The following is a 12,395-nucleotide window of genomic DNA, read 5'->3' as shown; positions in this document are numbered from 1 at the left end:
TTTGTAATTCATTATTAAAATTATTCTTCTTCATCAGAAATATCCTCAGAGCTCAACTCAAAAAAACTAAACACATTTCCTCCATAACGTTTGTCATAACTATGGTTTTTATGGTTTGATAATTTGGTGTGTTTAGAATGCTCTATAATTAAAACACCATCTTCTTTTAATAAGTTTTTTTCAAAAACCAAATCTACAATGGCTAAAAATTTTTCTTCTTCAAAATCGTAAGGAGGATCTGCAAAAATAATATCAGCTTGTAAGGAAGTTGTTTCTAAATATTTGTAGACATCACTTTTGTAAGTACTAATATCTAAATCTAATTCTTTTGCAGTTTCATTTATATAACGAATACAATTGTAATTAGCATCAATAGAAAATACTGTTTTTGTGCCTCTAGAAGCAAACTCGTAGCTAATGTTACCTGTGCCTGCAAATAAATCAATTACAGCAATACTGTCAAAGTAATATTGGTTGTTTAAGATGTTAAACAACGCTTCTTTTGCCATATCTGTTGTGGGTCTAACAGGTAAGTTTTTTGGAGCTCTTAAACGTCTTCCTTTTAATTTCCCTGATATAATTCTCATGTTCCTAACAGTATATAATTTGAATGATTAGCAATTTCTAATTCCTTAAAAATAGCATTGTTACTTTCTAAAAAGAATACGTTTTTAATGTATTTGTATGTTATTTTATAAATAGCATCTAATTTAGTAATAGTTCCTGTAAAATAGAGCTCCAAAGCCATCGTATCTAATTGCAATTGCTCTGCAGTAAATAAAATATAATAGATAAAATCTTCTTTAGTAGTATATGAAAATGAATTCGATAAAATAAGTTTCTGATGTTCTAAAACAATGATATCGAAAGTATTTTTAGATACGTTAACGTACATTACTTTTTTATCAGAAGTATTAGCTTTTAAAAGTTTTTCTACTAGTATAGTATTATGATGTTTGTATTCGAACTCGCCAAAATTTTGAAACAAATAGTTATTGATGTTTACATAAGGAATGTAGACATTTTTTGCATCTATTGTTACGATTTCATCATAGGTAATAAAATCGTTTTTTAAAGTTTTTATGTTTAAACTTAAATAATCAGCTAAAGCATCTTCACTAAAAAATTTATGAGGTACAATTGTGGCTAAATTGTTTTCATGAATTACAGTAACTTTATTGTATTCAAGTTGAAGATTGGCATCACTTTTAAAAATACTTTTTATGGCTTCTAATAAACTTTCAGGAGAATTTTGTGTTTCTGTAAACTGGTAGTCTTTAAAATAAGTAATATTGTTTTTTAAAGAGTTTAGGACACAAAAAGAAAATCCATCCAAACTAAATTGGATGGATAATGCTATATTTTTTGATTCCGTTTTGGAAATTGTACTATTGTTTTTTTCCACCTTTAGATCTGTCATAAGATGGAGGCCAGTTACCACCAGTACTAACTTCCTCTAAAGAACCAACAGAAACATATTCACCTCTAATTTGGTTTGTTTCTTTAACTTCAAGTTCTTGTTTTATTAAAGACTCGTTCATTCCTTTTAAAATATCAGCCTTAGGAGTTCTAACTCTAAATGTAGAAACCACTAAACCAGGTATTTTTTCTATAGAACCAACTTCTATTTCAAATTCTTTATTTTCAACACCAGGAACTTGAAACATGTTTTTATAGTCTCTATCTTCAAAATATTTTAAAACGGGTTCATACCCAATAGTATCTGTAACTCTAACTTCTTGATCTACATAAATAGGGTTGTATTTTGTTCCTGTATTAACTCTCTCCACAACTGTTCTAGTTTCAGTTAAAGCTAATCTTGCAGTATCTACAAATCTTATTAAACCTGCTTTATTATCATTATAGGTACCATTAACTTCGTAATATTTTACTTGTGCATCTCTAATAATTTTTAAGCTATTTACAACTGGTTGATATTTTTTAACCTTCTCCTTGTTAAAAATAATAGGCTCCATAATGCCACCATAAATTTTAAAACCTAAAAAGATTGCTGCAACCAATAGTAAAATTGATGGTAGCCATCTTAATTTTAAAGGTAGATATTTAACTATAACAAAAGCTATAAGGAACGCAACGATTACAGCTCCGAAAATCATTAGTAATAAATTCATTTTTATTTTGTTTTTTTAATAGTGTTAACGCAAATCTACAATTTTTTTTCAATGATAAAAATTTTTCTTTACAAATCAATGTATCTTTGATATTTTATTTTCTATATGATTAAAATACCTGCAGATTTTTATAACGAACTTACTAAAAAGTTTCCACATGTACCTACACAAAAACAAACTGAATTATTAAATTTATTAAGCAAATTTATTTTTGATAATGATAAGGATGCCATCTTTTTACTAAAAGGATACGCAGGTACAGGTAAAACAACAACAATAAGTACCTTTGTAAATGCACTTGCGTCTGCAGGTAAAAAAGCTGTTTTATTAGCGCCAACAGGTAGAGCAGCAAAAGTAATTGCAATATATTCTAAAAGACCAGCCTTTACAATTCATAAAAAAATATATTTTCCAAAAAAACAAGCCAATGGAGGTGTAGATTTTGTTTTGCAAACGAACAAGCATAGAAATACTATTTTTATGGTGGATGAAGCTTCCATGATTCCTGATAGTAGACAAAATCAAAAATTGTTTGAAACAGGTTCTTTGTTAGACGATTTAATAAAATATGTGTATTCAGGACACAATTGTAAGTTGGTTTTTATTGGAGATACAGCTCAACTTCCGCCAGTAAAATTAAATATTAGTCCTGCTTTAGAAGAAGATACTTTGCAATACGATTATCATAAAAATGTTACAGAAATTGAGTTGGATGAAGTGATGCGTCAACATGAAAATTCTGGCATTTTAGCAAATGCAACACAATTAAGGTTGCAAATGCAAAATGAAATTGATGCTTTTCAGTTTGATATTAAGTTTCCAGATATTAAAAGATTAATTGATGGGTATGATATAGAAGACGCTTTAGTAACAGCTTATGATAATGATGGAGTAGAAGATACTGCTTTTATTGTACGTTCCAACAAAAGAGCAAATCAATATAACCAACAAATTAGAATGCAAATTCGCGGCCAAGAAAACGAAATTTCTGCGGGTGATTTTGTAATGGTTGTAAAAAATAATTACTATTGGTTAAAAGAAAATTCAACTGCAGGTTTTATTGCGAATGGTGATATTTGCCAGGTTTTAAAAATATTTTCCATCAAAGAATTATATGGATTTAAATTCGCAGAAGTAGAGTTAAAAATGATTGATTATCCAGACATGCAACCTTTTGAAACGGTTTTATTGTTAGATACACTTACCAGTGAAAGTCCCTCTTTAACCTATGAAGAATCTAACAAATTATACCAAGCAGTTAAAGAAGATTATGCTGATGAAAAATCGAAATTTAAGCAGTTTTTAGCCATTAAAAAGAACATTTATTTTAATGCTTTGCAAGTAAAGTTTTCATATGCTATGACCTGTCATAAATCTCAAGGTGGGCAATGGAAAACCGTTTTTATAGAGCAACCTTATTTGCCAGATGGTGTTTCTAAAGAATATTTTAGGTGGTTATACACTGCCATTACAAGAGCGCAAGAAACCTTATATTTAATTGGTTTTAAAGAAGATTTTTTTGTGGATTAAGGCAGTAAATAGTTTACGTTTAAAGTGCCGTATTTATTTCCATATGAATATCGTAAACCTTCAGATTTACTTGTGTTATAATTAAAAGTATATCCAAAATTAAAACGGTTTGCAGTAAACTTTAAACCTATTTCAATATTGAAAACTACAGAAATTAAATCTTTAGTAACTAAACTTGTTTCATTTAGGAAACTACCTTGTAAAGTAGCATCATAAAAAGCATATCTTAACATTGGTTTCATAAAAAAGAAAGATTCTTTAGCTCTTTTAGAATTTGTGGTTTCATCATTTAAATTGGTGTTAAATGCGATAGAATTTATAATTTTCTCCAATGGATTTAAACCAAATCTAACATAAAAGCCAGCATTAATATTGGTGTAAACAGTTCCTACTCTTGCTGTGTTTACCCAAGAAAAATCTACGGTATTTGTTTCATTTTTACCCAAAAAACGAATGTAATCAACATCAAAATTTAAAGCAAAAGCATTTTTTATTTGAAATTGCCAACCTGTAGCTTTTTGAAAACCATAAATACCATGTATAAAATCTTGCAATTCTTTTCCAAAAGCATTGGGACCAATAACACCAACTTGCAAAGTGTAATTTAAAATTTTATTGTTTTTATAAACGTTTTTAACACCAAAACTTCCATATAAATGCCCTGCAAAAGGCCTGTCATGCTCATCAATTGTTTGTACTATAGATTTGTTTGGAGTAAACATTTCATGACCAATTTCCCATTCAAAAATCTTTTTTTCTAATTTTAAATTTTCGTTTTTTGTAATATATCTATAATTTAAAAACATACCATTTGTATAATAACGATCTCTATTAAAGGAAACATACAAATCGTTATCTGTGATAAAACTAATTTCTTTAGAAAATTTTTCTTGAGAAATTACGTTAAAAGAAATGAATAGGAAGCAAAAGAGGAATCGATATTTAGCCATAAGCAAATATATAGATATCAATTTAAAATGATATTTATTTAACTCATTTATAAAAAAGTTTTTATTTTAGACGTATCAAATTATATACATGAATACAAAAGGGACTTTAAGTGAAGAGGATTTTAAAAATATTAGCGGTACTAAAGAATTGCTATCACTTATAGAAGAGAAAAACGTTTCTTTTTCCAAAGTAAAAAATACACTTATATACAATAACGAACTTCGATTATTGCAAATAGAATTGGTAAAATTACAAAACTATATATCGAGTCAAAATAAAAGGGTTGCCATTATTTTTGAAGGTAGAGATGCAGCTGGTAAAGGAGGAAATATCCGAAGGTTCATGGAGCATTTAAACCCACGTTCTAGTAGACTAGTAGCCTTGAATAAACCAACAGAAGTAGAAAAAGGACAATGGTATTTTCAAAGGTATATTAAAGAATTACCAAATCCTGGTGAAATTGTTTTTTTCGATAGAAGCTGGTATAACAGAGCTGTAGTAGAACCTGTTATGGGTTTTTGCTCTACCAAACAATATGACGAATTTTTGGTACAAGTGCCAGAATTTGAACATATGATGTATGAAGATGGTTTAATCATTATAAAATTTTGGCTTTCGATTACAAAAGAAGAACAGGCAAAACGTTTTGAAGCTAGAAAAGAAAACCCTTTAAAAAGGTGGAAATTTAGTCCTGTAGATAAACAAGGACAAATTCTTTGGGATAAATACACCCATTATAAATCTGAAATGTTTACCAAAACACATACAACTTACAGCCCTTGGATGATTATAAAAACAAATGATAAAAAAGTAGCACGATTAGAAGCTATAAGACATGTTTTATCTCGATTTAACTATGAAGGAAAATCGGAAGCAGACACAGTTTTAAGTCCAGATCCAAATGTTGTTATGCGTTATTATAGATCAAATATCAATCAAATAGATTAAGCTTTATGAGTAAAAAGATAAGTCCATCAGATTTAAAAAAGCTGAATTCTAAAAAAGGATTATTAGCATTACTATCAAAAGAACCTTTAAGTGTAGATAAGGCCTTAAGATATGTTGATTATAAAAAAAGACTGGTAAAATTGCAGATAGAATTAATCAGAATGCAAACTTGGGCCATTAAAAACAACGAACGAATTATTGTTGTTTTTCAAGGAAGAGATGCAGCTGGTAAAGGTGGAGCAATAAGAAGAATTACAGAGCGTATAAACCCAAGGCATATGCGAATTGTAGCTTTGCCAAAACCTACTGAAGACGAAAAATCTCAATGGTATTTTCAAAGATATGTAGAGCAATTTCCAAAAGCTGGTGAAATGGTTTTTTTTGATAGAAGTTGGTACAACAGAGCAGTTGTAGAGCCTGTAAATGGTTTTTGTACAGAAGAAGAATATAAAATTTTTATGAATCAAGTAAATGACTTCGAAAGAATGATTTTAGAATCGGGTATTCACTTGGTGAAAATTTATATGTCAATTTCTAAAAAGGAACAAGCAAAACGTTTTGCTGATATTAAAAGTGATCCTTTAAAACAATGGAAAATGACAAAGTTAGATGAGAAAGCTCAATATTTATGGGAACAATACACAGAATATAAAAATGCTATGTTCGAGAAAACGAACACCACAATTTCTCCATGGAAAATTATAAGAGCTAATAGAAAAACAGAAGCTCGTGTAAATGTGATAAATCATGTTTTAAAAAGCATTCCTTATGATAAAGATTTAGAAATTTAATTTTTTAGGTATTAGTAAACCTAGTTTTAATGATGAAAAAAAAATCCCCCTTATTTTTTGTATTCATATTTTTTACGCAGTTTTTTGTTGCTCAAGAAGCACCAGTTGCAAACAACGATGTAAAATCTACTTTTATTAACACGCCTTTAACTGAAAACGCTCCTGGTCTTTTAATAAATGATACAGATGCCAATGGAAATACACTTTCAATTACCGAATTTTTAATCAACGGAACTAATTTTAATGCTGGTGAGAACGCAACTTTTTCAGAAGGTTCAATTATAATTTCTGCGGATGGAAGTTTTAGTTTTACACCAAATACAGACTTTCTTGGCACAGTATCAACAATAAATTACACAATTACAGATGGATCTTTTACAAGTTCTGCCACTTTAAATATTACTGTTACATTACCTCCAGAACCACCAGTTGCCAATAATGATGAGAGAACTATTTTTGTTAACACACCTTTAACTGAAAACGCTCCTGGTCTTTTAATAAATGATACAGATGCCAATGGAGATACACTCTCAATTACTGAATTTTTAATCAACGGAACTAATTTTAACACTGGTGAGAATGCAACTTTTTCAGAAGGTTCAATTATAATTTCTGCGGATGGAAGTTTTAGTTTTACACCAAATCCAAATTTTATTGGCACAGTATCAACAATAAATTACACAATTACAGATGGAACTTTTACAAGTTCTGCTACTTTAAATATTACTGTTAACTTACCTCCAGAACCACCAGTTGCCAATAATGATGAGAGAACTATTTTTGTTAACACACCTTTAACTGAAAACGCTCCTGGTCTTTTAATAAATGATACAGATGCCAATGGAGATACACTCTCAATTACTGAATTTTTAATCAACGGAACTAATTTTAACACTGGTGAGAATGCAACTTTTTCAGAAGGTTCAATTATAATTTCTGCGGATGGAAGTTTTAGTTTTACACCAAATCCAAATTTTATTGGCACAGTATCAACAATAAATTACACAATTACAGATGGAACTTTTACAAGTTCTGCTACTTTAAATATTACTGTTAACTTACCTCCAGAACCACCAGTTGCCAGAGATGATTACGATACAGTAGATATTAACACAACTTTAAATGTTGCTGTTCCTGGAGTATTTATAAATGATACAGATGCCAATGAGGAAGATGATTTGGTAGTGACTCAGTTTTCAATAAATGGAACTAACTATACTGCTGGTACCACAGCAATTTTAGCAGAAGGAAGTATAACAATTGCAGCAGATGGAAGTTATACTTTTATTCCCACAACAGATTATACAGGAATTGTACCCACAATAAATTACACCATTTCTGATGGTACTTTTACCAGTTCTGCAAGTTTATTGCTAACTGTAGAGTTTACAGAAGATTTATTAGAAATAAAAAATTTAGGGAGTTGCAATCAAGGTTTTAATGCTAATGGAGAATACAAGGTTGTGTATTCTGTTCAACTTACCAATATAAATAATGCAAGAGAAAGACATGAAGCTGCGTTAATAAGAAATATCGATTTAATTAATAATTTAGAAGACACATTTGGAGTTGGTTGTTTGGTGAATGTAGACCAAGTTAGCATTAGAAATGATGTTGTAGAAAATATTGCAGAAGGCACTAACTTCCCAAGAGAGTTTACAACAGATGCATTAAATCCAGCATTTTTAGATGGAAACTCAAGTTCTTTTTTTAATGCTGCAGCAATATCAGATTTAATTTTATACCCAAGGCAATCTATATTTATTAGTTTTTGTGTTACTGTAAACGCTTTTTGTGATGCCAGACCAAATCCAACTCCTTCTGGCTCAGGAATCGATTTTACCAACACCATAACAGCCAATACAGATAAAGGAAACAACGCTATAGATGCTATTATTTTAACAGATTTTCATACTACAGAAGCCGTTGTTTCTGCTGGTTTATATGTGCCAGAATTTAACAATCAATCGTTAACACCACCAGGAGTTGTAAATTCTGACGGAACTTTCGATTATATAAATACTGTAATTATCACAAATGAAGGATCTGCTACAGCCCAAAACATTAATTTTAATATGGGTTTAGAAGATTTTTTAAGTAGAGTTTCTTTCGATGATATTATAATTACACAAGTATCAGGGCCAGCTGTTACTGTAAATCCAGATTTTAATGGAGATGATAATACCACTTTATTATTGCCCAACAATTCACTTCCTGCAGGAGAAACCATTGCTTTAGAAGTCTTTTATCTAATTGGTCCTATAGATAGTTCTAGTTATAGTTTCTTTGAACAAACAAGTTTATCGCAAACACAAGGAGATGCAGACGGTTTTGATGCAACTAGTGCAGCAAACAAAACTAGATTTTCTTTTGTAACGTGGTCAGATGGTTTGGGAGATCACTTAGATCGTTATTATTTTGCAAACTCTGCAACTGCACCTATTACATCAGTATTATATTGTAGTTGTACTGTTGCAGGAATGCGTTTTATATTTAGTGCTTCTTCAAGCACAAATAAAATAGTATCTGCAATTAACGAAGCACCCAATGGTATTTTAGAACATGAAGAAGTTACGTTTCAAATTACCTTAGAAAATACCAGTGAGTCTGTACAAATAACGCAATTGCAATTACAAGATAATTTAAACAATGCTTGTAATGGAAAAGTACTTTCTGTAAGTACTCCCATAATTTTAAACTCTACAGCTACTACAAATCCTACTATAAATGCAGCTTATAATGGTACATCAAACTTAAATTTATTTGATGGTTCTTCTGGTTTGTTAAAAGCAAACGAAATCATTACAGTAGAATTTAAAGTGGTTTTCAATGAAAATTGTTTTGGTTCAAATACTGCTTTATTTTCTGCCAGAGATCCTTTAAATAGAGCTGTTTCATCTTCAAATTCGGCTAACGTAAACATTTCTACAGATACAGATAATGATGGCATTACAAACGATATTGACATTGATGATGATAATGATACCATTCCAGATATTTTAGAATACAATGGTTTAAATCCTTTAGATGATGATGATAACGATTCTATACCCAATTATAGGGATACAGATTTTGGAGCTGACACAAATGCAGATGGCATTGTAGATATTTTTGATTTTGATATGGATGGTATTCCTAATCATTTTGATTTAGATAGTGATAATGACGGAATTCTAGACATTTTGGAAGCAGGAAATGCAACTGACGATACCAACAATAATGGAAGTACAAACAACGCAGTTGGCGCAAATGGTTTAGATAATTCTAAAGAAAATGATGATACTATAAACACAACTATCAATTATATTATTCCAAATACAGATGCAACTGGAAATGCAAATTTTATAGATATAGATGCAGATGGAGATGGAATTGTAGACAATATAGAAGCACAAGCAACGGATAATTACATCACCTTAAACACAACAGTTTCTTTAGCAGGAATTAACACAGCGTATCCAAATGGAATCGATCCCATAGATACAGAAAATGATGGCATTCCAGATTATATAGACATCAATTCAGATAACGATATTCGAGATGATGTTATTGAAGGTTGGGATGCAAATAGTGATGGAGTTCCAGAAACTTCACCACTAAATAGAGATGCAGATAATGATGGTTTAGATGATGCTTTTGATACAGATAATACCAGCATAAATCCTACAAATGGACAAACTCCATTAAGTTTCCCGAACTTTGATAATGAGGAAACTCCAGAGAGAGATTGGAGAGAAATTATAGCTATTTTTGTTTTGATTGACAATATTTCTCAACCAGAAGGAACCGATTTTGTATTTACAATTCAATTGGTCACAAAGAATGACAATTCTATTTTAATTGAAAGTGCATCACCAATCGAACTTAATTTTTCAACTTCAGATGGCACATCAACCACCGATGTTTTTGATGTTGCCATTTCACCTTTCGATTATTCTGGTATATCAAATGCAACGTTTACAATCGCTCCATTTACTACATCAGCAGAATTTGTTGTCACTACTTTAGAAGATCCTATTTTTGAGTTTACAGAACTTTTCACTTTAAATGGAGCCATAACGTCCGACAATACTTTAAACGACAATATTACAGCAATTGGATCAATTTTAAATAATGATGCTGCTCCATCCATCACCATGAATAATTCTCGTGAGTTAGAAGGTGTAGATTTATTGCACACAATTACCATTAGCAATCCTGCATCAACACCTATTTCTGTTGAAATTGTTACAAGAGACAGAACAGCAACCAGTCCAGAAGATTACAATCGAGTTTTTGAGAATTATACAATTGAAGGTACTACAGATCCTAACAATGCAAATACTGAAGTTTCGTTTACGATAACCTCTCTTTTAGATAATTTAAATGAATTAGAGGAAGAAGAAATAAGCGTTGTTGGTGTTGGTTTAACAAACAATATTGGTACTCAAGATTTGGCAAAAACAGCCACAATTTTAGATGTTGACCCAAATCCGATTGTTGAGATTAACAATGCAGAAGCTGAAGAAGGCAATGATTTAGAGTTTACCATCAGACTTTTAAATGCTAATAACGAATTGATGCAAAATTATATTCCTATTATTATTGATTTAGAAACGATAGACGAAACAACCACTGCAAATCAAGATTACAAATCTTTATTTTACCAAATTGCAATTCCTGCTTTTACATCAACCATAAACCAGTCTGTAAAAACGATTAATGATAGATTAAATGAAAAAGAAGAAACATTATTTTTAAAATTAAATTTAGATTTTACAACGGTTTCCAATACAACATCACCTTTTGGAATTGGAACAATTTTCGATAATGATTATCCGAATTTATTTTCACCCAATAATGATGGTGTCAGTGATGTTTTTAAAATGTCTGGCTTAGAAGAATATCCGAATTTTATATTGATTATTTTTAATCGACAAGGAAATGAAGTCTATAAATATAGCAATAATGGCAATGTAAATCCTGTTTGGTGGGATGGAACTTACAATGGTAAACCAGCACCAACAGGCGTATATTTTTACACATTAGATTTTAACGATGGTGTAAAAAAACCAATCAAGAATTTTATACAATTAATTAGATAATGAAAATGAGCGCTAAAATTGTATCAAAAATAAAGAAGAGTAAAACCTTTGGTTTGTTTTTTATGTTGATGATTTTTTTATCAACCTTAAAAATGAACGCACAACAATTGCCAAATTACACGCAATATTTATACAATATGCAAATCATAAATCCAGCCTTTGTTGGGTATAGAGCAGATTTGAGTATGTCAGTTTTATCTCGAGATCAATGGGTTGGTTTAGAAGGTGCACCAACCACCAGAACTTTTTCTATTAATGGAAGAACCAGCAGAGGTTTAGGAATCGGAGCCACTGTTGTAAATGATAAAATTGGGTTAACAGAAACGACCAACCTAAATTTTGATGCTTCTTATACGTTGGTTATTTCTGATGCTAGCAGAGTTTCTTTAGGGTTAAAAGCAGGTGTAACTTTTTTTAATAATAATTTATTTGATGGAATTACGCCAGATAATGAAGTTTACGCTTCTACAAGTGGTAATTTTCCGAATGTTGGTTTTGGTGCTTTGTATTACAATCGAGATTTTTATGTAGGTTTATCTGTACCTTATTTGTTGGAAACTCCTCAATTTTACATTCAAGACCGATTTAAAGAAACAAGTTTGGCAACAAATCCTAATGTGTTTTTATCAACAGGAGCATTGTTTGAATTGTCAGAAAGTATCATGTTTAAACCATCAACCATGGTAAGATATACCACTAATCAACCAATTTCAGTTGATATAAATGCAAATTTTTTATACAATGAAGTTATAGAAGCAGGGCTTTCTTATCGTCATCAAAGTTCTATAAGTGCTTTATTTACACTGTTGATCAAAGAAAAATATAGAATTGGGTATGCTTATGATTATAAAACAATTAGTATTCCTGATAATTTAAATACTCACGAAATTATTTTGCATATCGATTTAGATTTCGAGCGTAATTCAAGATGGCTAAGACATAATAAATGCTATTTTTAA

At 30.3% G+C, this 12,395-nt stretch carries 9 protein-coding genes; 5 read left to right on the top strand and 4 right to left on the bottom strand.

Features of this window, described 5'->3' with window-relative positions; genetic code table 11:
- Positions 1-20: 20 nt before the first annotated feature.
- From P161_RS0117570 to P161_RS0117560, 3 genes are read right to left on the bottom strand one after another with little or no spacing between them, the layout of a single operon-like run.
- On the bottom strand, positions 21-587 hold the full coding sequence (locus P161_RS0117570; protein ID WP_026778193.1) for an RsmD family RNA methyltransferase: 567 nt from the start codon (positions 585-587) through the stop codon (positions 21-23).
- Positions 584-1,420 carry a DUF3822 family protein gene (locus P161_RS0117565; RefSeq protein ID WP_081817063.1) on the bottom strand — a complete coding sequence of 279 codons (837 nt, stop codon included), beginning with the start codon at positions 1,418-1,420 and terminating at the stop codon, positions 584-586. Before P161_RS0117565 ends, P161_RS0117570 begins: the two co-directional genes overlap by 4 nt.
- Positions 1,389-2,132, bottom strand: coding sequence for a PrgI family protein (locus P161_RS0117560; protein WP_026778191.1), 744 nt, complete (start codon positions 2,130-2,132; stop codon positions 1,389-1,391). The genes P161_RS0117565 and P161_RS0117560 overlap by 32 nt, the downstream gene beginning before the upstream one ends.
- 105 nt (positions 2,133-2,237) lie before the next feature.
- On the opposite strand from P161_RS0117560, the gene P161_RS0117555 reads away from it, so the two are divergent.
- The gene (locus P161_RS0117555; RefSeq protein ID WP_026778190.1) at positions 2,238-3,662 is read left to right on the top strand and encodes an ATP-dependent RecD-like DNA helicase; all 1,425 of its coding nucleotides are present in this window, start codon (positions 2,238-2,240) and stop codon (positions 3,660-3,662) included.
- Here the strand turns inward: P161_RS0117555 and P161_RS0117550 are convergent.
- Positions 3,659-4,612 (bottom strand): lipid A deacylase LpxR family protein, encoded by a 954-nt coding sequence (locus P161_RS0117550; RefSeq protein WP_036841660.1) that lies wholly within the window; start codon positions 4,610-4,612, stop codon positions 3,659-3,661. The two genes, P161_RS0117555 and P161_RS0117550, sit on opposite strands and share 4 nt — an antisense overlap.
- A gap of 88 nt (positions 4,613-4,700) precedes the next feature.
- On the opposite strand from P161_RS0117550, the gene ppk2 (P161_RS0117545) reads away from it, so the two are divergent.
- The 4 genes from ppk2 (P161_RS0117545) to P161_RS0117530 are packed head-to-tail and all read left to right on the top strand — an operon-like array spanning position 4,701 to position 12,395.
- Positions 4,701-5,561, top strand: coding sequence for a polyphosphate kinase 2 (gene ppk2, locus P161_RS0117545; protein ID WP_026778188.1), 861 nt, complete (start codon positions 4,701-4,703; stop codon positions 5,559-5,561).
- Between the two features lie 5 nt (positions 5,562-5,566).
- Entirely contained in the window at positions 5,567-6,352 is a 786-nt protein-coding gene (ppk2, locus tag P161_RS0117540; RefSeq protein WP_026778187.1) for a polyphosphate kinase 2, read from the top strand.
- Between the two features lie 29 nt (positions 6,353-6,381).
- Entirely contained in the window at positions 6,382-11,436 is a 5,055-nt protein-coding gene (locus P161_RS0117535; RefSeq protein ID WP_081817062.1) for an Ig-like domain-containing protein, read from the top strand.
- Between the two features lie 5 nt (positions 11,437-11,441).
- Positions 11,442-12,395 carry a type IX secretion system membrane protein PorP/SprF gene (locus P161_RS0117530; protein ID WP_155810497.1) on the top strand — a complete coding sequence of 318 codons (954 nt, stop codon included), beginning with the start codon at positions 11,442-11,444 and terminating at the stop codon, positions 12,393-12,395.

The organism is Polaribacter sp. Hel_I_88 (assembly GCF_000687935.1).
In the GTDB taxonomy this organism is placed as follows: Bacteria; Bacteroidota; Bacteroidia; order Flavobacteriales; family Flavobacteriaceae; genus Polaribacter.
This window is presented reverse-complemented; position numbering and strand designations above follow the sequence as displayed.

Bases quoted from the DNA above. Each gene is read 5' to 3' on its own strand.
- P161_RS0117565 (WP_081817063.1), bottom strand. From the start codon at position 1,420: ATGACAGATCTAAAGGTGGAAAAAAACAATAGTACAATTTCCAAAACG.
- P161_RS0117535 (WP_081817062.1), top strand. From the start codon at position 6,382: ATGATGAAAAAAAAATCCCCCTTATTTTTTGTATTCATATTTTTTACG.
- P161_RS0117555 (WP_026778190.1), top strand. From the start codon at position 2,238: ATGATTAAAATACCTGCAGATTTTTATAACGAACTTACTAAAAAGTTT.
- P161_RS0117570 (WP_026778193.1), bottom strand. From the start codon at position 587: ATGAGAATTATATCAGGGAAATTAAAAGGAAGACGTTTAAGAGCTCCA.
- ppk2 (WP_026778188.1), top strand. From the start codon at position 4,701: ATGAATACAAAAGGGACTTTAAGTGAAGAGGATTTTAAAAATATTAGC.
- P161_RS0117550 (WP_036841660.1), bottom strand. From the start codon at position 4,612: ATGGCTAAATATCGATTCCTCTTTTGCTTCCTATTCATTTCTTTTAAC.
- ppk2 (WP_026778187.1), top strand. From the start codon at position 5,567: ATGAGTAAAAAGATAAGTCCATCAGATTTAAAAAAGCTGAATTCTAAA.
- P161_RS0117530 (WP_155810497.1), top strand. From the start codon at position 11,442: ATGAGCGCTAAAATTGTATCAAAAATAAAGAAGAGTAAAACCTTTGGT.
- P161_RS0117560 (WP_026778191.1), bottom strand. From the start codon at position 2,132: ATGAATTTATTACTAATGATTTTCGGAGCTGTAATCGTTGCGTTCCTT.